Source organism: Bacteroides sp. OF04-15BH (genome assembly GCF_003477995.1).
Lineage (GTDB): Bacteria > Bacteroidota > Bacteroidia > Bacteroidales > Bacteroidaceae > Paraprevotella.
Window position 1 is genome coordinate 19495 of sequence record NZ_QUEM01000006.1, and the last position, 24854, is coordinate 44348.

General features: G+C 47.2%; 26 protein-coding genes and 1 tRNA gene. 7 read left to right on the plus strand and 20 right to left on the minus strand.

Features of this window, described 5'->3' with window-relative positions; all coding sequences use genetic code 11:
* Positions 1-2 precede the first annotated feature (2 nt).
* Positions 3-965, minus strand: coding sequence for a DMT family transporter (locus DXA74_RS03940; RefSeq protein ID WP_118525535.1), 963 nt, complete (start codon positions 963-965; stop codon positions 3-5).
* Positions 966-997: 32 nt separating this feature from the next.
* Entirely contained in the window at positions 998-1522 is a 525-nt protein-coding gene (locus DXA74_RS03945) for an HD domain-containing protein (protein WP_118525617.1), read from the minus strand.
* A 189-nt stretch (positions 1523-1711) separates the two neighbouring features.
* On the opposite strand from DXA74_RS03945, the gene menC reads away from it, so the two are divergent.
* Together menC and DXA74_RS03955 are read left to right on the plus strand one after the other, a co-directional pair.
* Positions 1712-2770 carry an o-succinylbenzoate synthase gene (gene menC / locus DXA74_RS03950; RefSeq protein ID WP_118525536.1) on the plus strand — a complete coding sequence of 353 codons (1059 nt, stop codon included), beginning with the start codon at positions 1712-1714 and terminating at the stop codon, positions 2768-2770.
* A complete protein-coding gene (locus DXA74_RS03955; RefSeq protein ID WP_233550456.1) occupies positions 2767-3897 on the plus strand; it encodes an AMP-binding protein in 1131 nt (376 codons plus the stop codon). The genes menC and DXA74_RS03955 overlap by 4 nt, the downstream gene beginning before the upstream one ends.
* A gap of 35 nt (positions 3898-3932) precedes the next feature.
* Here DXA74_RS03955 and DXA74_RS03960 read toward each other — a convergent pair whose 3' ends face one another.
* Positions 3933-5054: an OmpA family protein gene (locus DXA74_RS03960; RefSeq protein WP_118525537.1), complete on the minus strand. Its 1122-nt coding sequence runs from the start codon at positions 5052-5054 to the stop codon at positions 3933-3935.
* A gap of 258 nt (positions 5055-5312) precedes the next feature.
* The gene (locus DXA74_RS03965; RefSeq protein ID WP_118525538.1) at positions 5313-6212 is read right to left on the minus strand and encodes a diaminopimelate dehydrogenase; all 900 of its coding nucleotides are present in this window, start codon (positions 6210-6212) and stop codon (positions 5313-5315) included.
* A 372-nt stretch (positions 6213-6584) separates the two neighbouring features.
* On the opposite strand from DXA74_RS03965, the gene DXA74_RS03970 reads away from it, so the two are divergent.
* From DXA74_RS03970 to DXA74_RS03990, 5 genes are read left to right on the plus strand one after another with little or no spacing between them, the layout of a single operon-like run.
* On the plus strand, positions 6585-7910 hold the full coding sequence (locus DXA74_RS03970; RefSeq protein WP_118525539.1) for a TolC family protein: 1326 nt from the start codon (positions 6585-6587) through the stop codon (positions 7908-7910).
* A gap of 22 nt (positions 7911-7932) precedes the next feature.
* A complete protein-coding gene (locus tag DXA74_RS03975; RefSeq protein WP_118525540.1) occupies positions 7933-9024 on the plus strand; it encodes an HlyD family secretion protein in 1092 nt (363 codons plus the stop codon).
* A gap of 5 nt (positions 9025-9029) precedes the next feature.
* Positions 9030-10670 (plus strand): MFS transporter, encoded by a 1641-nt coding sequence (locus DXA74_RS03980; RefSeq protein WP_118525541.1) that lies wholly within the window; start codon positions 9030-9032, stop codon positions 10668-10670.
* Between the two features lie 36 nt (positions 10671-10706).
* On the plus strand, positions 10707-11594 hold the full coding sequence (locus DXA74_RS03985; protein WP_118525542.1) for an AraC family transcriptional regulator: 888 nt from the start codon (positions 10707-10709) through the stop codon (positions 11592-11594).
* Positions 11595-11645: 51 nt separating this feature from the next.
* Positions 11646-12125, plus strand: a complete 480-nt coding sequence (locus DXA74_RS03990; protein ID WP_118525619.1) for a GAF domain-containing protein — start codon at positions 11646-11648, stop codon at positions 12123-12125.
* A 120-nt stretch (positions 12126-12245) separates the two neighbouring features.
* Here the strand turns inward: DXA74_RS03990 and DXA74_RS03995 are convergent.
* The 16 genes from DXA74_RS03995 to miaB all read right to left on the minus strand — a co-directional run bounded on the left by DXA74_RS03995 (position 12246) and on the right by miaB (position 24640).
* Positions 12246-12316 (minus strand) — tRNA-Gln (locus DXA74_RS03995).
* A gap of 75 nt (positions 12317-12391) precedes the next feature.
* Entirely contained in the window at positions 12392-13684 is a 1293-nt protein-coding gene (tyrS, locus tag DXA74_RS04000) for a tyrosine--tRNA ligase (protein WP_118525543.1), read from the minus strand.
* A 94-nt stretch (positions 13685-13778) separates the two neighbouring features.
* The gene (locus DXA74_RS04005; RefSeq protein WP_118525544.1) at positions 13779-14447 is read right to left on the minus strand and encodes a TatD family hydrolase; all 669 of its coding nucleotides are present in this window, start codon (positions 14445-14447) and stop codon (positions 13779-13781) included.
* Complete coding sequence (gene yidD / locus DXA74_RS04010; protein WP_370448486.1) at positions 14444-14695, minus strand: membrane protein insertion efficiency factor YidD; 252 nt, start codon at positions 14693-14695, stop codon at positions 14444-14446. Before yidD ends, DXA74_RS04005 begins: the two co-directional genes overlap by 4 nt.
* Positions 14658-15113, minus strand: coding sequence for a ribonuclease P protein component (gene rnpA, locus DXA74_RS04015; protein WP_118525545.1), 456 nt, complete (start codon positions 15111-15113; stop codon positions 14658-14660). The genes yidD and rnpA overlap by 38 nt, the downstream gene beginning before the upstream one ends.
* Before the next feature lie 66 nt (positions 15114-15179).
* Positions 15180-15929 (minus strand): uroporphyrinogen-III synthase, encoded by a 750-nt coding sequence (locus DXA74_RS04020; protein ID WP_118525546.1) that lies wholly within the window; start codon positions 15927-15929, stop codon positions 15180-15182.
* A gap of 7 nt (positions 15930-15936) precedes the next feature.
* The gene (locus DXA74_RS04025) at positions 15937-16962 is read right to left on the minus strand and encodes a DUF4271 domain-containing protein (RefSeq protein WP_118525547.1); all 1026 of its coding nucleotides are present in this window, start codon (positions 16960-16962) and stop codon (positions 15937-15939) included.
* Entirely contained in the window at positions 16962-17549 is a 588-nt protein-coding gene (locus tag DXA74_RS04030) for a TIGR00730 family Rossman fold protein (RefSeq protein ID WP_118525548.1), read from the minus strand. Before DXA74_RS04030 ends, DXA74_RS04025 begins: the two co-directional genes overlap by 1 nt.
* Positions 17549-18835, minus strand: a complete 1287-nt coding sequence (gene metK / locus DXA74_RS04035) for a methionine adenosyltransferase (protein ID WP_118525549.1) — start codon at positions 18833-18835, stop codon at positions 17549-17551. Before metK ends, DXA74_RS04030 begins: the two co-directional genes overlap by 1 nt.
* Before the next feature lie 213 nt (positions 18836-19048).
* Entirely contained in the window at positions 19049-19555 is a 507-nt protein-coding gene (gene folK, locus DXA74_RS04040; protein WP_118525550.1) for a 2-amino-4-hydroxy-6-hydroxymethyldihydropteridine diphosphokinase, read from the minus strand.
* Positions 19555-20613, minus strand: coding sequence for a tRNA preQ1(34) S-adenosylmethionine ribosyltransferase-isomerase QueA (gene queA, locus DXA74_RS04045; protein ID WP_118525551.1), 1059 nt, complete (start codon positions 20611-20613; stop codon positions 19555-19557). The genes folK and queA overlap by 1 nt, the downstream gene beginning before the upstream one ends.
* A gap of 36 nt (positions 20614-20649) precedes the next feature.
* A complete protein-coding gene (gene truB, locus DXA74_RS04050) occupies positions 20650-21372 on the minus strand; it encodes a tRNA pseudouridine(55) synthase TruB (protein WP_118525552.1) in 723 nt (240 codons plus the stop codon).
* The gene (locus DXA74_RS04055) at positions 21362-22177 is read right to left on the minus strand and encodes an undecaprenyl-diphosphate phosphatase (RefSeq protein WP_118525553.1); all 816 of its coding nucleotides are present in this window, start codon (positions 22175-22177) and stop codon (positions 21362-21364) included. The genes truB and DXA74_RS04055 overlap by 11 nt, the downstream gene beginning before the upstream one ends.
* A 3-nt stretch (positions 22178-22180) precedes the next feature.
* A complete protein-coding gene (locus tag DXA74_RS04060) occupies positions 22181-22411 on the minus strand; it encodes a DUF3098 domain-containing protein (RefSeq protein ID WP_118525554.1) in 231 nt (76 codons plus the stop codon).
* A 14-nt stretch (positions 22412-22425) separates the two neighbouring features.
* On the minus strand, positions 22426-23301 hold the full coding sequence (locus tag DXA74_RS04065) for an ABC transporter permease (RefSeq protein ID WP_118525555.1): 876 nt from the start codon (positions 23299-23301) through the stop codon (positions 22426-22428).
* A 13-nt stretch (positions 23302-23314) separates the two neighbouring features.
* The gene (gene miaB, locus DXA74_RS04070) at positions 23315-24640 is read right to left on the minus strand and encodes a tRNA (N6-isopentenyl adenosine(37)-C2)-methylthiotransferase MiaB (RefSeq protein WP_118525556.1); all 1326 of its coding nucleotides are present in this window, start codon (positions 24638-24640) and stop codon (positions 23315-23317) included.
* Between the last annotated feature and the right edge of the window lie 214 nt (positions 24641-24854).

Consider the following 24854-nt stretch of genomic DNA (forward strand, 5'->3'; position numbering starts at 1 on the left):
GTTTATTTTTTTGAGAGTGAGGGATTCTGATTCATTTGTTTCTTCTGATAGGCTTCCATCTCCTTTCGGCTTCGGCTTACAGTAACCAGATATACTCCGCCGAAGATCAGGCAGATGGCCAAAGCCTTTGTCAGGTTAAAGGAGTCCATGCCCCAGCTTATAGCTACGATGCAGGCCACGATGGGCTGGATATAGTTATACATGCCGGCTACAGTAGGACGCAGGTTCTTCTGTCCGATTACCGTGAGCAGATAACTGCCGAAAGTGGCACCGATCACGATAAAGGCCAGCCCCAGAACCTCCATCAGTCCCAATCCCGTCCATTGCGTCTGTATCAGATCTCCGGCTGAGAACGGCAGTGTGCAGATAAAGGCGTAGGTAAACATCCACTTCATGATGGTGACGAGGGAATATTTGCTCACAAAATCCTTGTAGAGAACAATGTAGAGCGCATAGCAGAACTGTGCGGTGAGCACTAACAGATCGCCCCAGATGGCTGTATCCTTGCTAGGGCCTGCTGTGCCCGACTGACTGCTTCCCAATATCAGGAGCAAGGCGCCCGAAGCACCTGCCGCGATACCGAGCACTTTCTTTCCGGTGATCGGTTCCTTCAGAATGAAAGCCGCCAGAATCATGGCCCACAGCGGCATGCTGGTAGTAATGATCGAAGCGTCTGCCGGCGAGGTCAGGCTTACACCGAAGATGAAGCATCCCTGGTTCAGGATAATGGCCAGCAGGGCGGCAAAGAACAGATGCACCATGTCCTTATGATGTACATGCTCCGGCTTTTGGAAGAAGGAGGTAATCCAGAACAGAATCATGGCACCGCCGATGCGCAGATCGGTTACTACAAGGGGAGTGACGGCTCCCGTCAGCATAATGACTTTGGATATGGGCGACATCAGTCCCCACATGATATTGGCTCCCAGCATGGATGCGTGGCCTTTCCAATGTATTTCTTTCATTTTCTTTTTGTATTATGGAATTTGCTCTTTCGTTAAGCCTCGTTTTTTATCGGGCAGTATGTTTTCTCATAGATGCAATGCAGCAGATGCCGTCCGGTTTCTGTCCGGAAGATCTTCTCTCGTATGATTTCAAGATGCTCTTTGGGAATCCGGTCTTCGTCGATATTGACCAGAAAGTCGGCCTCAATCAGAATCTGGTGATCTGCTTCAGTGATGTTCTTGAAGGTATGATGATGTCCTACCAGCCAGCAGACGCGTTCGATTTGTGCCGGAGTATATTCGCCAATCTGTTCCAGTAGTTTTCGGGCTTCGGCCGGCCCCTCTTGTTCCTGATGCTTTCCGTCGCTCGAACCATATTTCTGTTCGGAGATGTGAATGCCGATATCGTGTACAATGGCCGCTGATTCCAAAATAAAGAGATCTTCTTCGTCCATTTTTTCCAGAGTGCCGATAGTTGCTGCCAGATTGTGCACTTTCAGCAGATGCTGGATGCGTTGTACGTCGCCGGCATCATATTCAATCATGGCACGGAGCAGTTTTGCGTGTTGTCGTTTCATGTGTTCTTTGTTTGTTTCAGTCTTGTCAGACAAAATTACGGTTTTCAGGAATAAAACGGTGTGTAAATAGCAGAAAATACATTGCTGGAAGTCAAAAAGCCTAATTCTTGTTTTATCTGTTGTCTTTTTCAGACTCCTTGGCCGAAATCTTTGTAATTTTGCAGTATCATTTTTCAGATGAACAGAATTATGGAGAGTTTACATTTTGAGATTTGTCCGCATGTGTTGCATTTCAAGCGTCCGGCGGGCACCTCGCGCGGTGTCTATACCACGCGTAAAAGCTGGTTTCTGCATCTTACAGATCCGGCCAATCCGGAGAAGGAGGCATGGGGAGAATGTGCTCCGCTGCCGAACTTGAGTTGCGATGATATTGAGGATTATGAGCGCGTTCTGGCCGATTTCTGTCAGGATGTGGCGCAGAAGGGATATATTGACTGTCCGCTTTGGCGGAATTACCCTTCCATGGTGTTTGGCATGGAGACAGCCTTGCAGCACTGGAAAACCGGTTCGTTGGCTTTCTGGAATACCCCTTTCTCACGTGGCGAACAGGGTATTCAGATTAATGGACTGATTTGGATGGGCGACTATGATTATATGTACGAACAGATTCTGAAGAAGATGGAGCTGGGCTTCCGTTGCATCAAGCTCAAGATCGGTGCCATAGACTTTGAACAGGAACTGGATTTGCTGCGCTTTATCCGTTCGCGTTTTCCGGTAGGAACCATCGAATTGCGTGTAGATGCCAACGGAGCCTTCAAGCCCGAAGATGCTTTGGACAAACTGAATCGGTTGGCTGAAATCGGTCTGCATTCCATTGAGCAACCGATACGTGCCGGACAACGCGGTGAAATGGCGCGCCTGACAGCCGAAAGCCGTCTGCCCATCGCTTTTGACGAGGAACTGATCGGTATCAACGACCGTGCGGAGAAAGCCCGCCTGCTGGACGAAACCAAACCGGCTTATATTGTGCTCAAACCTTCCCTGCACGGAGGAATGGAAGGCTCTAAGGAATGGATTGAAGAGGCCGAGAAACGCAATATCGGATGGTGGATCACTTCTGCTTTGGAATCCAATGTGGGATTGAATGCCATCGGTCAGTGGTGTGCCACTCTGAATACCACTCTTCCTCAGGGACTGGGCACCGGCCAGCTTTTCGTAGACAACGTGGATATTCCGCTCGAAGTACGTCAGGATGCCCTTTGGTTTTCCGCTCCGGAGCAGGCTAAAAAGAAAATTGTACTGAAATGATGGACCGGAGCTTTCAGTGTGACATTCGCAAACAGGTGTTGCGTGTGTCCGACCGTTGCTTTGATACCACCTCGCTGTCGGAACTTCTGGAACTGAAGAATCAGGCTCCCGAAGGGATATATCGCGATTTATATACCTTCTTGTATGCCTGGTTTTCAGAGGGGGAAACCATGAAGGTGCAGACTTCCGGTTCTACGGGAGTGCCTAAAGTGATGGAGGTTTCCAAACGCGCTATGATGAACAGCGCCTGTCGCACTTGTCGCTTTCTGGGGCTTCAGGAGGGAGATTCCCTGTTGCTTTCCATGAATCTGAAGTATATCGGGGCGCAGATGATGGTCGTGCGTGCTTTGGTAGGCGGCTTGCGGGTGCTGCTTCAGGAGCCTTGTGCTCATCCTTTGGCGGCCGTTCGGGAGCGGATAGACTTCCTGTCTATGGTGCCGATGCAGTTGGCTTCATCCTTGCAGCGTGAAGCGGAAAGAAACGTATTGCAGGCCGCTAAGGTGGTCATTGTCGGGGGAGGAGCTGTAGACAGCCTGTTGGAGGAACAGCTTCAGGCATTGTCTTGTCAGGTTTATTCCACTTATGGCATGACTGAAACCCTTTCGCATATTGCCATGCGCCCATTGAACGGTCCGAAGCGTTCTGACCGCTATTATCCCTTGGAGGGAGTTTCTTTGTCCTTGTCCGCACGCAGTACATTGGTTATTGAAGTACCCGATGTGTGTGCCGGGCAACTGGAAACGAACGATTGCGTGAGTCTTTATCCTGATGGTTCGTTTGTGGTAAAGGGACGTGTGGATAATGTGATTAACAGCGGTGGTGTGAAAATACAAATTGAGGAAGACGAGCGCCAGCTTCAGGGACTTCTTTCCTTCCCGTTTGCCATAACATCAGTGCCGGATTCTTTCTATGGGGAAAAGGTCGTTCTGCTGGCAGAGCGTCCGGAACTTTCTGCAAAAGAAACAGATGAGTATCTTGTTTTATTGAAGCAGACACTTCCCCGTTATCATGCCCCTCGTGACATTGTGTTTGTCCCTTTTCTGCCACGTACCGAGAACGGAAAGATAGACCGGAAAGGTTGTCGGGACGCCGCTTTGAGAGGACTGAAAATAAAAAAAGGAGGATGAACATTCATCCTCCTTTTCTATTAGGTTTTATCTGTTTAGTCAACGATACAGATGCTTACGCGGTTCCAGTCTGGGTTGCTGAATACGCTGCCCACACCCTTACCTTCAGTCTTGATGCGGTTCTCGTCAATGTTGTACTGCTTAACCAGAATCTTCTTCACGGCTTCAGCACGTTTCAGAGACAGCTTCTGGTTGAATTCAGCATTTCCTTCCGGAGAAGCATAACCAGAGATGGTAACTTTTGCGTTGCTGTTATCTTTCAGAGCCTGAGCCAACTTCTCGATGTTCGGCATCTGGAGAGCGTCAATAGTGCTCTTTCCCTGACGGAAGGTTACATAATAATCCTTTTCTGCAGCTACGGTTGTAGTTGTTGACTTCTTGTTTCTGCAGTCGTTCAGGTCATTCTGCAACTGGTTGATCTTAGACTGTGCGTTCTCCAGTTCGCCATCCTTAGCGGCAACTTCCTGACGCATGCTAGAGATCATAGCGTTCAGAGCCTCGATTTCATCGCGGTCGCACTCGATAGAGTAATAGTGCTTGTCAGTGCTGTTCTTGAAGTGGTAAACCACACCGGCAGTCAACTCAAAGGCAGCCTGCTTGGCGTTGAAGTTCAGGTGCTCCTGTCCCTTGATGGTCATATCCCATACTACAGCAGGTTTTACTGCGATGGTCCATGCCTTAGAATCACCAATGTTGAAGTTGAAATTCATACCTGCTTTGGCAGATACATGGTTACGATCGTATGGATCACCCTGCTTCCAGTATGGATTAGTGCTGTGTAACCATCCGAAACCACCGACTGCCTCAACTTCGAACAAAGATGGTTTGCCTTTGTAGCGAACGAACAGGTTGTTCAGGTTTACGCGGTTCAATAAACTCAGGTTATACACGTCGAATGCTGTGTAGCTGGCGTTGGTATTGATGCTGGCCATACCTTCCAAGCTCAAACCGTAGATCGGAGAAAGCTGCTTGTCGATAGTAAGACCCATTGTCGGGCGCATACTCTTAAAGAAAGGATGGTTGATCAATGGAGTTACAGTTCCAACATTCAAGCCGATTGACCAGTTGTCACTCAGTTTGTTACCAGATACGTTGTTCTGTGCTTGGGCTTGACCAAGAGCCAATGCGCCCATGAGGAATAGTAAAGATCTTTTCATAACAATATAAGTTTAGTTTGATTAAATGATTTAGTTGTTAGTGCAAATATACGTTCATTCTCTGTAAATTGTTCTTTTGTACTTCTTAATTTCAGCTTATATAACAAAAAGAGTATCTTTCCTTTTTTCTTTAATTAATTTATCAAACTCTTTTTGTTCTGTTAAGGTAAAAATACGTACAAAATAGATATATCTTATAAAATAAGCCTCAGGAAGATGATGAACGGTTCCTCCTGAGGCTGTATTTATATAATTTTTTTATACTAAATGGCTGATCAGAGTTTCACGATCTCCATAGAGCAGATCGATTACCGGAATCTCTACCATAGTGTAGCAACCAGGTTTCTGCTTCATTGAGGCACGAGCTACACAAACCAGTACCTGAGCGGTCAGAGCCGGATTGTTGATACGCATGTTGAACTCGAACAACTGGTTCTGAGTCTTTCCGGAAACACCCTTGCGAGTCAGGTTTACGCCGTGGCCCATATCCAGAAGATCGTCAACACAAGGAACCTGAATCACGTGAGTCTCGTCGTTTACAAAGTAAGCGTCAGCCTTGATAGCTGCTGCAACCTTTTCATATTCGTACCCTTCTTCTACCTCGATATATACCATACGGCGGTGAATGCCGGTTCCGGTCGGGATAGTCATTGACAAAGCAGCCTTGACACCTTCAATAGCCTTAACAGCTACAGTGTGTCCCATACTCATACCCGGACCGAAGTTGGTGTAAGTGATACCCTTCGGAGCGATAGCCTCCAACAGAGTACGTACGATAGAATCGCTTCCCGGATCCCATCCGGCAGAGATGATAGATACGGCATTTCCGGCCTGAGCGCTTTCGTTCAGAGAACGGCGCAATGAAGTGATCTGAGTGTGGATGTCGAAGCTGTCCACTGTATTGATACCCATAGCCAGAATTTCCTTGGCATATTCCTCAACCTTACGGGTTGGAGTAGCCAGAATGGCAACATCTACATTCTCTAATTCCTTGATATCTTTTACTACAGGATAGTTAGCCAGTTCTTCCGGTTTGTTTTCTGCACCGTTACGGCGTACGATACCTGCGATTTCAAAGTCTGGTGCGGCTTCCAAAGCCTGCAGGGTGTAGTGGCCGATATTGCCATAACCCACGATGGCTGCTCTGATTTTCTTCATAATCTTTGTTTTATTGATGATTTGTTGATTTGGTTGCAAATATAGAGAATATCCTCAAATATTTATTCCAAAAACATATTGTTTTATCATTTGTTTTTATCTGTTCTTACTTTTTGATATAAATATCCGGTAATCCCTTTTATTTTGCATTATCTATTCTTATTTTTGTGTTATAATGTAATTGTTTGCTTCTTGTTTACTCTTCTTTCTATATTTTTTCTGATTTTAGTCTCCCAAGGCTTACTTATTATATATAAAGAGTGATGGTGTATCTTATAGAAAAAAGGAAAATATGAACAATTCCTGTTGATATATGAATAGGAATATAATAACAGAACACTCTAATTTTGCAGCAGTTAAAAGATAAAGATTATGAGAAAACTGTTATTCATTTTTGCTATGATTGGATGTGTGTCGCAGCAGATTTCGGCACAAGATATTCTCAGTTTGGAAGAATGTATAGAAATAGGTATAGAAAATAATCTTGCCTTACAGACCAAGCGTAATGAAATCCGTAAAGGACAATATGCTTTATCGGAAAATCGGGCCCGTTTGTTACCTGCAATCAATGGCTTTGCCGGTTTTACCGATAACATAAAGCCGCCGGTTTCGGTTACCGACGGATCTTCTTATGGAGTACCATACAATGTAACGAAAACCTTGCCATATAGCGCTAATGCTGGAATTCAGTTGCAATTGCCGCTCTACAACCAGACCCTGTATACCTCTATGGATGTAGCCCGGATTATGGATCAGTTAAATCGTTTAGGCTATGAAAAAGCCCGTGAGGAACTGATGATGGAGATTTCCAAACTCTATTATCTGGGGCAGACCACCAATGAACAGCTGGAAATTCTGAAAAACAATATCGGTCGTTTAGAGGAACTGAAAAACATTACCGAGGCTTTCTATGATAATGGGATGGCAATGGATATTGATGTGAAGCGCGTACGGATTAATCTGGACAATATGAAAGTGCAGTATGACAATGCTCAGGCCATGCTCGTGCAGCAGATGAATCTGTTGAAATACATGATGGATTACCCGATGGAAAAGAACTTTGCCTTGGAGCGGGTACAGGCAGAGAAACTGTCGCATACCGAGTTGACCGGCCTGTCGGAAAACCTCTATGAAATCCAGATGCTGGAATCGCAGAAAACGCTGGCCGAGAAGCAGCGCAAACTGATTCGCAACGGATACATTCCTTCTTTGAGCCTGAGCGGAAATTTGTCTACTTCGGCTTTCACGGATAAGGTGCGCTATTGGTTTCAGGACAACCCTTCGAGCAAATGGTATACCAGTTATGGGGTTGGTGTTTCTCTCCGTGTTCCGATTTTCGACGGACTGGAAAAGCGCAATAAGGTCCGTAAGGCAGAGATGGACATCGAGAATGCCCGTCTGAATCTGGAGAATACCCGCAAGAATTTGCAGACCAAATATCTGAATGCAACCAATGATCTGATGAACAGCGAGCGTAATTTCTTCAAGCAAAAGGATAATTACCTGTTGGCAGAAGATGTGTATGCGGTGACCATTGACCGATACAAGGAAGGTATTGCTTCAATGACCGAAGTGTTGCAGGATGAGATGAGAATGAGTGAGGCTCAGAACAATTACATTACGGCCCATTATAATTATCAGCTGAACAATCTGGTATTACTCAAGCTCACTGGAAATATCGAATCTTTAATCAAATAACCAATTATAAAGAAAAAGAAATATGGAAAAGAATTTGGATAGACAGGATAAGGATATGCGTCAGGAAAAAGTTCAGAAACTCAAGAAAATGCGTCGCTGGCAGATTGTAGCCAGTGTGCTGGGAGTAGCCGTGCTGGGTGTAGGTATCTGGCAAACCGTCAGTCTCTTCTTGGATTATAAACACACCGAAGTGAGCAATGACGCTCAGGTGGAGCAGTATATTTCTCCCATCAATATGCGGGCTTCCGGATATATCAAGAAAATTTGTTTTACGGAGCATCAGGAGGTTCACAAGGGAGATACCCTGCTCATTTTGGATGACCGTGAGTATAAAATCCGGGTGATGGAGGCCGAGGCCGCCCTGAAAGATGCTCAGGCCGGGGCTACGGTAATCGATGCGTCGCTTGAAACCACCGAGAACAATGCCTCTGTGTTTGAAGCATCTTTGGCCGAAGTGGAAGTGCGTCTGGCTAAGTTGGAAAAGGATCGCCAGCGTTACCAGAACCTGGTAGCCCGTAATGCGGCCACTCCCATTCAGTTGGAACAAATTGAAACGGAGTATGCCGCTACCTTAAAGAAGAAGGAAGCCATCCAGCGTCAGCAGTGTGCTGCACGTTCCGGAGTGAAGGAAGTATCCCGTCGCCGCATGAATACCGAAGCTGCAATCCAGCGTGCCGAAGCCGCTCTGGAAATGGCCCGACTGAATCTTTCCTATACTGTGGTGGTGGCTCCTTGCGACGGAAAACTGGGTCGTCGTGCCATCGAGGAGGGGCAGATGGTCAATGCCGGACAGACCATTACCAATATCATCCCCGATACACAGAAGTGGATTATTGCCAACTATAAGGAAAAGCAAATCGAGAACCTGCATGTAGGTCAGGAAGTGGAAATAACGGTCGATGCTCTTAAAGACAAAACCTTCAAAGGGCGCATTACCGCCATTTCGGGAGCTACCGGTTCGAAATACTCACTCGTTCCTACGGACAATTCTGCCGGAAACTTTGTCAAGATACAGCAGAGAATCCCCGTACGTATTGATTTTGAAGGTCTGGCTGCCGAGGATCATGAGCGTCTGGCTGCCGGAATGATGGTTGTTGTCAAAGCTAAACTGTAAGAACTATGCCTTCCTGTCCTAAAAACTATCCGTTTTACAACTGGGTTCCCAAGCCTTTGGGCATACTCATCCTATTGTTTCTTTTCCTGCCCATCCTGACGGTAGGAGGCACCTATTCGGTGAACAGCGGTGAGATGATGAGCGGGCTGGGTATCATTTCGGAGCACATTCAGTTTGCTACCTTTGCCACTTCGGTGGGAATGGCCGCTTTCGCTCCTTTCTTTTATCAGCTGGTGTGCATCCGTAGGGAGAAGATGATGTGTCTGGTCGGTTTCTCGCTGATGTATGTACTGAGCCTGGTCTGTGCCAAGACCGACAGCATCTTTCTGCTGGCTCTGTGCAGTGTTATCATGGGATTCTTCCGTATGGTGTTGATGATGGTCAATCTCTTCACGCTCATCAAATATGCTTTCGGTATGGAAGCCACCCGTAACATTACCCCCGGTTTTGAACCTACCTCCGAAGAAGGGTGGGACAAGCTGGATGTGGAGAAGAGCAACAGCCAGCCTATGATCTATCTGTTCTTTATGATTTTGGGGCAGATGGGTACCTGGCTCACCGCATGGCTGGCTTATGAATATGAGTGGCAACATGTGTATTATTACATGATGGGAATGCTGTTGGTTTCTATTCTGCTGATATTCGTTACGATGCCCTATCACAGCTATGTGGGACCGCGCTTTCCGATCACCTTCCGCAAGTTTGGCAATGTTGTCGTGTTTTGTACCTTCTGGATGTCGGTTGTGTATATTCTGATTTACGGAAAAGTGCTCGACTGGTATTCCGATTCCACCATCTGGTGGGCCACGGGGATTGCGTTCGTCAGCGCTTTGGTGTTCATCTATATGGATGTTTACCGTAAATCGCCCTATTTCCTTTGGGATATCTTCAAGTTGCGTAATATCCGCATCGGAGTGATTCTTTATCTGTTACTGATGATCCTCAACTCCAGTTCGCTGTTTGTCAATGTGTTTACCGGTATCGGTATGAAGATAGACAACTGGCAGAACGCTTCTTTGGGCAACTGGTGTATGCTGGGTTATGCGTTGGGAATAGTCGTTATCCTGCTGATGCGCAATAAAGGTGTTCATTTTAAATATCTTTTTGCCACAGGATTCCTGTTCCTCGGTCTGTCTTCTCTGTTCATGTATTTTGAAGTGCAGAATGCCGGTATGCTGGAGCGCATGAAATATCCCATTATTATCCGTTCCATCGGTATGGTCATTCTCTATGCCCTGACGGCCGTATATGCCAATCAGCGTATGCCTTTCAAATATCTGTCTACGTGGATCTGTATCATGCTCACTGTGCGTATGGTGCTGGGACCGGCCGTAGGTACCTCACTTTATACCAACGTGCTTCAGAACCGGCAGCAGTATTATATCACTTCCTATGCCGAGAACAATGATCTCATCAGTCCTGAGGCTTCCGCCCAGTTCCGTCAGACGGTGTATGGAGCCAAGATGCAGGGACGGAGCGAGGAAGAGGGACAAATCATGGCCAGTATGACTGCTAAAGGCAAAGTACAGGTGCAGGCTACGATTTCTGCCGTGAAGGAGATGGCCGGATGGACTTTCTATGCTTGTGTTTTTTCTATGATATTTGTGCTGGTGATACGTTATCCTAAACGAAAATTGCTAACTTAGCGGATCGAAACGGTTATTACCGGAAAAGGAACCCGCATGAGTACTGCACAAGAACGACTGAATCAATTAAATGAAGCTCTTATGAGCAAGATGTATATTTGCAGTTCCGGTGGGGAGGTGAGTTCCTTCCCGCCGCTGTTGAAAGTGCCTTATCAGGTGAACGGTATCGGGCTTGTGGTGTGTCAGCAGGGTAGTTTCCGTTTCACGCTTAACCGCGACAGCTATTCGGCTCATGCCGGAGAAACTCTGTTTATTCCTGAACATTCGCTGATCAAGATTACTCAGGAGTCGGAAGACCTGGAAGTGTTCATTCTGATCTATGATATCGAACCGATACGTGATCTGATGGGAAATCTGGTGCTTTCCATGTATCCTTATTCTTTGCTTTCTACCGAGCCCTGCCATGTGTGGAATACCGGGGAGGAAGAGGAGGTGACCCGCTATATGGGACTGCTCGACAGTACGCTGACCCGAGGAGAGGATCTCTTTGCGCAGAACGAGCGCAAACTGTTGCTTATTTCGCTTACTTACCGCCTGTGCTCCATTTACAGCCGTAAGATGATGATGCAGAAGGGAGCCATCGGGCGTAAACACGAGCTCTTTATGAAGCTGGTTCATCTCATCGAGAAGCATTATATGGAAGAGCGCGGTGTGGAGTTTTATGCCGATAAGCTCTGTCTGTCGCCCAAGTATGTTTCGGCCCTGTCCAAGTCGTTGAGCGGATATACCGCTCAGGAGCTGGTGTTCAAGGCTATTGTGCGCCGGAGCATTTTTCTGTTGCTCAATACGCGAAAGAGCATCCAGGAGATTTCGGATGAGCTGCACTTTCCGAACGCGTCCTATTTCGGGACCTTTTTCAAGAAGCATATCGGGGTATCGCCGCAGCAGTACCGTGCGGTGTATGAACAGGAGTCAGAGGGGTGAGTGTCGGATGAATATGTAGTGTCACTATGAATTTATACAATATCTATGGAAATGAATAAGAAAGAAAAATATGAGGCTTTGCTGCCCAGACTGGAAGCCTTGATGGAGGGCGAACAGGACTGGACGGCCGCTATGGCCAATTTTGCGGCCGAGGTTCATGAAACATTCGGTTTCTTCTGGACCGGTTTTTACCGGGTAACCGGAGGACTCCTCCTTTTGGGACCGTTCCAAGGTCCGGTGGCCTGCACGCGCATCAAGTACGGTCGTGGCGTTTGTGGTACGGCCTGGAAGGAAAAGGTCACTCAGGTGGTGCCCGACGTGCATCTGTTTCCGGGGCATATAGCCTGTTCTTCGTTATCGGAAAGCGAGATTGTGGTGCCTGTTTTTGATGACCGGAATGAAGTGGTGGCCGTGCTGGATATTGACAGTCGTGAAAAGAATACTTTTGATGAAACGGACCGCGTGTATCTGGAGCGCGCCGTGAAGTTCCTTCCGTGGGCTTCTTCGGAGGCCGTCAGAGAGCGGGATTAAGAAATACTGTCTTCTCGGTAATGCATTACTTCCCCGTCGGTAATCGATTACTGACGGGGAAGTAATTTAGGAATACGGGTAACAAAAAAAGAGGTATCCACGGATACCTCTTTTTTGTTGTTGGACTACCAAGATTCGAACTTGGACAAACAGAACCAAAACCTGTTGTGCTACCATTACACCATAGTCCAATCCTATTCGCCTTCTTTTGGAAAGCGCTGCAAAGATAGGAATATAAATCCTATCCTGCAAGCGTTTTTATTCTTTTATTTGCAAATAATCAGGAAATAATTCTTCTTTCCACGCTGTACCAGCAAATATTTGTCATCGAGCAAATCAGCTGTTGTTACCTCCTGATCGAAGGCTGCCAATTTCTCCTTGTTCAGTGATACGCCGCCGCCTTGAGTCAGCTTGCGCATCTCGCCCTTGCTGGCAAAACACTGAGTAGCTTCGGCCATCAGATCTACGGCTTTAATGCCGTTTTCAATGACGCTGCGGCTGATTTCGAACTGAGGCACACCGGCAAATACATCGAGCAGAGTCTTCTCGTCCAGTTTGGTGAGGCTCTCTTTAGTTGCCTTTCCGAACAGGATATTGCTGGCTTCTACGGCCATGTTGTAATCTTCCTCGCTGTGTACCATGATGGTCACTTCCTTGGCCAGACGTTTCTGCAGTACGCGCTGTCCCGGATCCTGGTCGTGCTCAGCGATGAGGGCATCGATTTCCTCTTTATCCAGCACGGTAAAGATTTTGATATAGCGTTTTGCTTCGTCGTCGGCTACGTTCAACCAGAACTGATAGAAGGTGTAAGGTGAAGTATAGTTCTTGTCCAACCAGATATTTCCCTGCTCAGTCTTACCGAACTTCTTGCCGTCGGCCTTGGTGATGAGCGGGCAGGTCAGGGCATAAGCCTCGTTGCCATTGGTTCTGCGGATCAGCTCAGTACCGGTGGTGATATTACCCCACTGGTCGCTACCGCCCAGCTGCAATTTACAGTTCTTGTGCTGGTTCAGATACAGGAAATCGTATCCCTGCAACAACTGGTAAGTAAACTCTGTGAAAGACAAACCGTCGCGGGCCTCACCGTTCAGGCGTTTCTGTACGCTGTCTTTAGCCATCATATAGTTCACGGTGATGTGCTTTCCTACCGTACGTGCGAAGTCCAGGAAAGTAAAGTCCTTCATCCAGTCGTAGTTGTTCACCAGTTCGGCATGGTTTGGTGCGTCACTGTCAAAATCCAGGAACTTGGCCAACTGCTTTTTGATGCAGGCTACATTATGACGCAGAGTCTCCTCGTCCAGCAGGTTTCTCTCCTGGCTTTTTCCAGACGGGTCGCCAATCATACCTGTTGCACCACCTACCAGTGCCAGAGGCTTGTGGCCGCAACGCTGGAAATGTTTCAGCATCATGACGCCACACAAGTGACCGATATGTAAAGAGTCTGCCGTCGGGTCGATACCCAGATAGGCGGTAACTTGTTCTTTGTTCAACAATTCTTCAGTTCCTGGCATGATGGTGTGGATCATGCCTCTCCATGTCAATTCTTCTACAAAGTTCATCGTATGAATCTGCTTATTTATTAATTTGTTTATGATGTGTTTGCACAAAAGTACGACCTTTAGCGCAAACATGCAACTAAAAGCTTTTTAATTTTCAAGGATTTGGCGCCTGGTTTTTGAATTTTAGCAGTTGCCTCAGGTTTTCGGCTTGTTCTTTTTTCAGACTTTCCACATCGGTGGCGCGGATTGCTGCAAGATGCTGATAAATATCGGCTATGGGGATGTCGAATTCGTCAGTTTCGATAAAGAAGCGGTCGGCCGGACAGACCGCTGCGGATTCCGGATTGTAAAGTTTCCCGAAGCTGACATAAAAGCCCAAACGAAGCAGTGCCTGTAATTGTTGAGGCTTGCCGCGGAATCCATGAATCACCCATGGTGCGTGGGGGTGCAGTCGTTTGTGCTGGGCGATAATCGGATCAAAAGCTTTCACACAATGCAGTATCATGGGCATGTTTTGTTGCACGGCCCATTCAGCTTGCGCGCAGAAGACTTCCTCTTGCAGGGACATGGGGTGACTGCTGTTCGGGTCCATACCGCATTCGCCCACAAACAGGGTCTGAGGCTGTCGCCACAGGGATTCCAGTTCCTTGAGGTCATCTTTCCACTGTGGAGTGATGAACCACGGGTGGATGCCACACGCCAGAAAACTGTGTTCAGGGATGCTGTCCGAAAGAGCGGTTGCATCCAGAGAAAAAACATTCCATTCGCCTTGCTGGCGTTCCCGGTGCGAGTGGATGTTGAGAAAAGGATTTTCCGACTTCATGGCACAGGATCATAACCCGATCCGCCCCACGGATGACAGCGCAGTATGCGTCGGATGGCCAGATAAAGTCCTTTAAAGGGGCCGTGCTTGCGGATAGCTTCCAGAGCATATTGCGAGCATGTCGGTGTGAACCGGCAGGAAGGAGGCGTGCAGGGTGAGATTACATTGCGGTAAAATTGGATAGGTACGATCAGGCAGATCGTGAGCAGCTTATTCAGCAGGCTCCACAACCGTTTCAGGATTTCCATATTCTTTGTGGATGTATTCGGCTATGCGGTGCAACAGGCTCCGCATCTTGGATTCTACAACAGAGGTGAGCATCAGCTCGTCAGCTTGCCAGAGGAAAGCTATGGCGATGTGCTTGGGGGCACTGGCATTTGATTCCAATACCTCATAAATCAGGCTTTTGTTTTTCCGGTAGGCTTCGCGGATCTGACGTTTGGCCCGATTCCTTTTTACGGCACGCTTGAAATGCTTTTTCGATACGGAAACCAATACCGATACCAGTTCCTGATCAGTTTCCGTCGGTATGGAGCGGAAAACGGCGCGCAACGGATAGGCGGAAAAAGACTTGCTTCCTCCGTCAAAGAGCGTGTCGATGATGCGCTTGCTGCAAAGACGCTCTTTCTTTTGGAATGAATAGGGATGCTGTTGGGTATTGGTCATGGCTCGATATTGTGAAAAACAGAAATGAACGCACGGAAAGTGTGCGTTCATTCTTCTGATTAGTATTTATTTCTGATTGGTTTCCTTGATGAAAGCGTCCAACGCTGCAGTGATGGATGGGAATTGAGGGCTTGGAGCTTCCATATCCAGACGCAGGCCGGCTTCTTTTACAGCCTTGGCGGTGGTAGGACCGAAGCAGCCGATGGCAATCTTGTCCTGCTTGAAGTCCGGGAAGTTCTTGAGCAGGGATTGTACTCCCGAAGGGCTGAAGAAAATGAGCATGTCATAATCAAACAGTTCTCCTTCCTCGAAATCATTGCTCACTGTGCGATACATCACACCTTCTGTATGTTGCAGTTTCTTGGAGTCAAAGAGCTCTTTCAACTCGTCGTTGTGAACATCCGACAGCGGTACAAAGTACTTTTCTGTTTTGTGCTTGACCATTGCCGGCAGCAGATCGTTGATTTTTCCTGTCGCTCCGAAGAACACCTTGCGTTTTCTGTACTGCACATATTTCTGAATATACAGGGCTACTGTCTCAGTGATGCAGAAATACTTCATGTCTTCCGGTATTGTGATGCGCATTTCCTTGCAGAGTTGGAAGAAATGGTCTATGGCATGACGTGAAGTAAATACCACAGCCGTATGATCCAGAATGGAAATCTTTTGCTGACGGAATTCTTTTGCAGACAAACCTTCTACCTTAATAAAGGGTCTGAAAACAAGTTCTACGTCATATTTAGAAGCAATCTCATAATATGGAGATTTTTCTGAAGACGGTTTTGGTTGCGAAACCAGAATCTTCTTGATCATAATAAATGTCCTAAATTTTTATAACAAAATTATTATTGATAAAAGCCAAAACCCTGCACAATATAAGCAGAGGTGTAATTTCAAGGGCACAAAAGTACACAATTAAATGCAAAAATCCATGTATTTTCGGGAAAAAGATTATATATGTCTCATATAACAAGATAATCCTTGTCAAAAGCACCACAAACCCCAGACAAAACAGCGTATGTATTGTATTCAGGTCAAAATAAACCGTTAATAGCAATATCGGAAAAAGAAACATTCCTTCTGCCGCATAGACAAAAGAATAGGTTTCCTGCCATTTCTTATTTTTTGTTTTGTCAAAAAATATCCAATTCACAAAGTGGTAGGATACCTTCTTGAAGAAGTAGTAAATCACGACCACCAGCAGATTGGACAGCAGAGTCAGGTAGGGCTGTTCCGGACTGATGAAATAGCTGTTCGTAAGCTTGTTGAAGCTGAAGAGCAGCAGGGAAAGCGTCAGTAAGGCGAGACTCACGAAAAAGCTCATGGTGCGTTGCTGGTCGCCAGGTTCATCATTAAACAGGCTGTGGTATTCCCGGGGAGGATTGAATAGTTCTTTGGCTTGTTTCAGCAAAGACTTCTTGCTTTTTGAGAAGGTCACCAGCATGAGCATCAGTACAAGGAGCAGAAGGGCGGTTATGCCGTCGTCTCTCCGTAACTGATAGGGGAGCGGAGTTTCCTGAATACCCAGACGGGCATCGCTTACCTCCGGGTGCATAAAATGATTACCGTCAAAGAATGTTTGGCGGTAATGACTGGTGAGTTCTGATAATGATTTGGATTTTTTTGCCGGAATTCCCGGTATTTCAAGTGTGTCGGGACGAGTGGACCGGATTCGTACTCTTTCCGGAAGATTGGCCTGAATGGCTGAATCCTGTTGTGCCGGTGTTGCATCTGCCGGCAGTGCATCAATGATTCTGGCGGCATTGAATGGAAGTTTTCCCTTGTGCGATACGGCGCTGACTGGCTTTGCGCTGACCGGTTGGGTGGATATGGAGTCGGTCTGTGTCATTATATTGCTGCAAATTTGCGTACTTCTTTGTTCCACATGGGGATTTCCTCAAGTAAGTCCAGCGCCTCTTCCGGCGTATGGGCCACGTGCCAGATGGCCTGATGTTCCGGCCGCATGAAATGCTCTTCTACGGCCTTTTCCAGCATCTGGAGCAACGGATCATAGTATCCGTTGATGTTCAGGATGACAACGGGCTTCAGATATATGCCCAGCTGTTTCCAGGTAATGATTTCAAGCAACTCTTCCAGAGTGCCGCATCCGCCGGGCAAGGCAATGGCTGCGTCGGAAAGGCGCGCCATTGTCTGCTTGCGGGTGTGCATGTCTTCTGTAATGATCAGTTCGGTCAGTCCCGTGTGGTGCCATCCCTGTTCAATCATAAACCGGGGAATGACTCCGGTTACCTGTCCGCCTTCTGCCAGACAGGCGTCGGCACAGGCACACATCAGTCCCAGGCATCCGGCACCGTTTACCAGACGCATTTGCCGTTGGGCCAGCAACTGGCCGAGTTGGCGTGCAGCCTGAAAATAGTCCTCGCTGATTTTTGTACTGGAGGCACTGTAAACACAAACTGATTTAATATGATTCATTACAAGCTAAATTCTTTTTTGATTTGATCAACATAGTCCAGTTTCTCCCAAGTGAACAGTTCCACTTCAACGGTTTTCGGTTCCATGTATCTGCTCTGGAAAGTCTTGGTTACTGTCTGAGGCTTGCGGCCCATATGACCATAAGCGGCAGTTTCCTCATAGATCGGATTGCGCAGTTTCAGTCTTTCTTCGATAGCTTTCGGGCGCAGGTCGAACAATTTTCCAACGACTTTGGCAATCTCGCCGTCGCTCATGTTTACACGGCTCTTGCCATAGGTGTTGACATAGATATTAATCGGTTCAGCCACACCGATGGCATAACTGATCTGTACGAGCATCTCGTCGGCCACTCCGGCTGCTACCATGTTCTTGGCGATATGGCGTGCGGCATAAGCGGCTGAGCGGTCTACCTTTGAAGGGTCCTTGCCTGAGAAGGCACCGCCACCGTGTGCTCCCTTGCCACCGTAAGTGTCTACGATAATCTTGCGTCCGGTCAGACCGGTATCTCCGTGCGGACCACCGATAACAAACTTGCCGGTAGGGTTGACATGATAAGTAATCTGGTCATTGAACAGCTTCAGGATTTCCGGATTGTGAATACCGGCGATTACCCGAGGCATCAGGATTTCAATGACATCCTTGCGGATCTGTGCCAGCATCTGGCGGTCAGCCTCTTCCTCGCTCAGCGTAGCGGACGGCTGGATAAAGTCGTCATGCTGGGTAGAAACGACGATGGTGTCTACTCTTACCGGTTTGCCCTGATCGTCATATTCAATGGTCACCTGGCTCTTGGCATCCGGACGGAGGTAAGTCATTTCCTTGCCTTCCTTGCGGATTTCTGACAGAACAAGCAGAATGTTGTGTGCCAGATCCAATGACAGCGGCATGAAGTTCTCGGTTTCGTTGGTTGCGTATCCGAACATCATTCCCTGATCACCGGCTCCCTGATTCATCGGATCTTCTCTTTCCACACCGCGGTTGATATCTGCGCTCTGCTCATGGATGGCCGACAGCACACCGCAGCTTTCAGCTTCGAATTTGTATTCCGCCTTGGTGTATCCGATGCGCTGGATGGTTTTTCTGGCCACCTCCTGCAAGTCTACATAAGCCTGTGATTTCACTTCGCCGGCAATGATAACCTGTCCTGTTGTGACCATTGTTTCGCAAGCCACTTTTGAGGATGGATCAAAAGCCAACAATTCATCCAAGACAGCGTCCGAAATCTGATCGGCTACTTTGTCAGGATGTCCCTCTGATACTGATTCTGAAGTAAATAAATAACCCATTTTTATAATATTTATAAGATAAAAAACAAGAATGGGGTTTCATTGGGTAGGAATGCGTTCAGCACTAAGATGTCTGTATTTAGCATTTTTTACCGTGGTTGCAAGCCGCCCAAATCTATCCACATTTATAATTATTGCAAAGATAGTGACTTTTCAATCAATACTCATATTTCGGGTATTAATAAACATAAAATCACTGTTTATTTAACATTCTCAACGTCCTTCCCGTTCGTTTAATTGTTGCCAAAGTTCTCTGACAGTGCATGTTAGCAGAGGATGATGCAGGTCGGGTGCTATTTCTACGAGCGGCTTCAGGACAAAGTCTCTTTCGTGCAGCAGTTTGTGCGGAAGTGTCAGCTGTTGCCGACTGCCATCCGGTAATTCAATCACTTGGTCGATGCAACAGTTGCCATAGAAAAGCAAATCGATGTCAATGGGCCGATCCTGATAGGCACCACCGTGGCTTTTTGTTTTCCTGCCCAGCTGTTTTTCGATTTCTTGCGTTATCGCCAGAATCTCGGCCGGTGTTTTAGCTGTTTTCAGATGGACAGCAGCATTTAAGAACGGGTGGTCTGAAACAAATCCCCAGGGGGCTGTTTCATAAAACTCGGATAGGGCGCACACGCGCCCTATCCGAGTTTCCAATCCCTGAACTGCCTTCTGAAGCAATTCTTTTCGGTTTCCCTGATTGCTTCCCAGGCTTAAATATAAGTCAGTCATTAATCATTCAAAATTAACATGGCATCGCCATAAGTTCCGAAACGATAGCCTTCCTTGAGTGCCTGGTTATAAGCCTCCATAACCAGTTCGTAGCCACCATAAGCAGCTGTCAGCATCAGCAGGGTGCTGTAAGGCAGATAGAAGTTAGCTACCATAGAGTCGGCAACACTGAATTCGTAAGGAGGGAAAATGAACTTGTTGGTCCATCCCTGGAACTCCTTCAGATGGCAGTCGGTACCTACGGCAGATTCGATGGTACGCTGCACGGTAGTACCTACGGCACATACCTTGTGGCCGGTATCTTTTGCCTGGTTGACGATGCGGCAAGCCTCGGCACTGACGAACATCTCTTCGCTGTCCATCTTATGTTTGGTAAGGTCCTCCACATCAATTTCACGGAAGTTGCCCAAACCGCAATGCATCGTAACGAAAGCAAAGTCAATGCCCTTGATTTCCATTCTCTTCATCAGCTCGCGTGAGAAGTGCAGACCTGAAGTAGGAGCTGTTACGGCACCTTCGTTCTTGGCAAAGATACACTGGAAGCGTTCCATATCCTCTTTCTCCGTTTCGCGCTTGATGAAACGTGGCAGCGGAGCCTCTCCCAAAGCATAGAGAGCAGCTTTGAACTCATCGTGCGGTCCGTCATAAAGGAAGCGCAGGGTTCTTCCTCTTGAGGTGGTATTGTCGATAACCTCGGCAACCATAGAGTCGTCATCTCCGAAATAGAGTTTGTTTCCGATTCGGATTTTGCGGGCCGGATCTACCAATACATCCCACAGACGTAGTTCCTGATTCAGTTCGCGTAACAAAAATACCTCAATGCGTGCGCCGGTTTTTTCCTTGTTTCCATAGAGACGTGCCGGGAATACCTTGGTATCATTAAAGATGAACACATCTTTGTCGTCGAAGTAATCCAGAATATCCTTGAAGTATTCACGGTGTTCTATGGTTCCGCTCTTTTTGTGAAGCACCATAAGTCTGGACTCATCGCGGTGAAACGTAGGGTATAAGGCGATACGATCTTCGGGAAGTTTAAATTTAAAATCAGATAATTTCATTTCAAATACTCTCCTTAAATATTTTTAGATACACGATTATTTCTCTTCTGGTGTAGCGATTGTCTGCTGGCTGAGCCATTCTGAAAACTCATCCAGTTTCAGGCAATCCTCCACTTTATAGTCACCGATGCGCGTGCGGCGCAGTGCGGTGAGATGTCCTCCGCTGTTCAGGGCCTCGCCGATGTCACGGGCCAGTGCGCGGATGTAAGTACCTTTACTGCATACCACGCGGATTTCGATGTCCGGCAGATTGCAGTTCAACAGTTCAATTTCGTCAATGACCAGAGTTTTGGCTTTCAGTTCCACGGTTTCTCCCTTACGGGCCAGGTCATAGGCCCGGTCTCCGTTCACCTTGCAGGCAGAGAAGGCTGGGGGTACCTGTTCAATGGTTCCGACGAATTTTTTCAGCGTTTCCTCCACTAGTTCACGGGTGATATGCTCTGTGGGGTATGTGGCATCAATTTCTTTTTCCAAATCATACGAAGGGGTGGTTGCTCCCAAACGGATGGTAGCGATGTACTCTTTGGTATGAGCCTGCAGTTCCATGATTTTTTTTGTAGCCTTTCCGGTGCAGATAATCAGCACTCCGGTGGCCAAAGGGTCCAAAGTTCCTGCGTGGCCTACTTTGAGTTTCTTGACCTTCAGTTTCTTGCAAAGCTCATATCTTGCTTTGGCAACCAGACCGAAAGAAGTCCATTCGTAAGGCTTGTCAAAGCAGAGGATTTCCCCCTCTTTGAAGTCATATACTTTAGAATGCATGTGAGATAATGAGGGTAAGGCCTACTAAGGCACAGTAAATGGCAAAATAAATCAGTTTTCCTTTTTTGACGATATTGATCATCCATTTGCAGGCCATGCATCCGGAGATGAAAGCTGCCAAAAATCCGATGCAAAGGGCGCTGATAGACAGATCGCCGATAGCTGCCTCGGCTCCTTCCTTGGCTGCTTTTATCAGATCGAGCAGTGCTTCACCCAAGATAGGCGGAATAACCATCAGGAAAGAGAACTGGGCCAGTGTCTCTTTTTTGTTTCCCAGAATCAGACCGGTGGCAATGGTAGAACCGGAGCGTGACACACCCGGCAGTACGGCAAAGGCCTGAGCAAGTCCGATGATGAAGGCATCCTTCATGGAGATGGTCTCCTTCTGGCGAGGTTTGGCAAAGTAAGAGAAAGTAAGGAGCGAAGCAGTGATCAGCAGGCAGAAACCTACTACCAGCAAGCCGCTTCCGAAAATTTCTTCTACATAATCCTTGAAGAACACACCCACAATACCCACTGGAATCATGGAAATGATGATGTTCAGCACATATTTCTGTTCCTTATTGATTCCTGTAGATCCAATGGGGTGAAACAATCCTTTGAAGATCCATACAATTTCTTTAAAAAGAATTACAAGTGTGCTTAGTACTGTAGCTACGTGAACAGCTACTGTAAATGTCAGATTTGATTCACCATCAACTCCTAAAAGATTTGAGGCGATGGCTAAATGACCACTACTACTTACTGGCAAATATTCTGTCAGTCCTTGCAACAATCCCATTAATAAAGCATCTGTGTTAGTCATTTTTTAGTCGTTGTTTTTAGGTTTATACAAAATTCCGTAAACGATGAACAGGAATCCGAAAAGACAAGTCAGGGGAGCCACCTTAATGCGCTGAGCGCTGAAAATATCCGGATTGAAGGTTGTCTCAGTACTTCCCGGGCCGGACATGAGGATAAAGCCGGCAATCACGATAATCATTCCTATCGCCAGCAAGATGAAGTTCATCTTACCGAATGCAAAGTTTCTTTTGTCCATAATATTGTTTTTTGTTACATTTCATGAAGTTCTCCTGCTTTCATTTTCAGGAATTTATTGACAGAAAAGTATGAGCAGGTCAAAGTCAGCAGGATTCCTGCTAGCAGTACCGCACCGCCCATGATGGCAACCATGTGCAGGGTGATGATATTTTCCAGCACCGGATCGTAATGCACAAACAGGTGAATTCCGGCAATCAGCACTCCATTGGCCAGGATGGCCGAGACCAGTCCGATCCAGAAACTTCGGGCCAGAAATGGCCGGCGGATGAAACTCCAACGCGCTCCGACCAGTTTCATGGTGTGAATCAGGAACCGGTTGGCATAAAGGCTCATCTTTACGGTGCTGTTTATCAGTCCAAATGAGACAAATGTGAGCAGGGCCGCCAGAATCAGCAATACCAGGCTTACCTTTTGCAGGTTCTGGTTCAGGCTGTCAATCAAATCTTTCTGATAAACCACGTTGAGTACGATGGGCTGTGATTTGATGTCGCGTGTAATCCACGACAGACTGTCGGAATTGGCATAGTCGGCTTTCAGATGCACCTCCAGCGAGGGAGAGAACGGGTTGGAGCCCAGAAATTCTTCGGGATCGGTACCCATTTCTTCAATATGTTCTTTCAGAGCCTGCTCTTTGCTGATGTAATCCAGCTGTTTGATGTAGGTCTTCTGTTGCATCTCCCGGGTATAAGTCTGAATGGCGTCCTGTCCTGCTTCGTCAGACAGCAGAACCGAAACCACCAGATCCTCCTTCACGGAGTCTGACAGACGGTGGGCAACCTGCACAAAGAACACAACCAGTCCGAACAGAACCAGTACCAGAGCCGTGCTGATGCACGAGGTAAAGATCTGCATGCCCGATAGGCTTCTTTTTCTTTTGCCTTTTTTCATGGTTACTGACTGTTTAGTTGAGAACAATTCCCTTCAGGGTAGCCGAAGAACTTTCGGTGATCTGCACCTGAATGAAATCGCCGATGCGATGGTTTCCGCGGTCGAACACAACCACTTTATTCTGTTCCGTACGGCCGAACAACTGGTCTTTAGAGCGTTTGCTGACGCCTTCCACCAGCACTTCATAAGTCTTTCCGATGCATTTCCGGTTGCTTTCGGCAGAAAGTTCGTTCTGCAGGGCAATCAGTTCGTTCAGGCGGCGCACTTTGGTATCCTCGTCAATATCGTCCTTGAAATGCTTGGAAGCGTAGGTGCCCGGTCTTTCCGAATATTTGAACATAAAGGCGCTGTCATAGGCGCATTCGCGCATCAGCGAGAGCGATTCCTGATGGTCTTCTTCCGTTTCGGTGCAGTATCCGGCAAAAATGTCGGTGCTGAGACCGCAGTCGGGGATGATGCGACGGATTGCTGCCACGCGCTCCAGATACCATTCACGGGTATATTTGCGGTTCATCAGTTTCAGGATGCGGTTGCTTCCGCTCTGTACCGGCAGATGAATGTTGCGGCATACATTCGGTTCCTCGGCAATGACATGCAAGGTCTCATCACTCATGTCTTTGGGGTGAGAGGTGGTGAAGCGCACACGCATTCCCTGAGCCTCATGGGCTACCATGCGGAGCAGGGTCGGGAAGTTCACTTCCTTTTCGCTGTTTTCATCCTTCCACAGATAAGAGTTCACGTTCTGACCGAGCAGAGTCACTTCCTTGAAGCCTCTGTCCCTCAGGTCGCGCACCTCGTTGAGGATGCTCTCCACATCGCGGCTTCTTTCGCGTCCTCGGGTATAAGGCACGATGCAGTAGTGGCAGAAGTTGTTGCAGCCACGCATGATGCTCACGAATCCTCCAATCTGTTTGCCGCAGATGCGCTGTGGAATCACGTCGCGGTAGGTTTCTGTTGTAGACAGTTCCACATTGATGGCCTTGTGGCCCATTTCCACCTGAGCGATGAGGTCGGGCAGCGACATATAGGCATCCGGTCCCACCACGATATCTACATGATGTTCTTCGATAAGTTTCTCTTTGACACGCTCGGCCATACAGCCCAAGACACCGATAATCAGTTTTCTTCCTTTCTTCTTCTGTGAATGGAAGAACTCCAGGCGGTTGATGATTTTCTGTTCGGCGTTGTCTCTCACGGAGCAGGTATTCAGGAATACGGCATCAGCCTCGTCGAGCGACTCGCATATATCATAGCCTGCCATTTTCATGACTGAGGCCACCACTTCACTGTCGGCCACATTCATCTGGCAACCATAAGTTTCAATAAAGAGTTTTTTCATTGATCAGTTGTATAAATCGAATTTTGACTGCAAAGATAGCCAATTTAAAAGAGACATGCCTATAGATGCCCGCTCTAAAGATTCAAATAATCTTTAGATTGGCGTTAAATAAATATAAATACTTATTTTTCTGCCTTTTATATATTGTGCTTTTGGAAAATTATTCGGAATTTTGTGCACCGAATAAAAAACATTAGATTTTTTCATAGTTAAG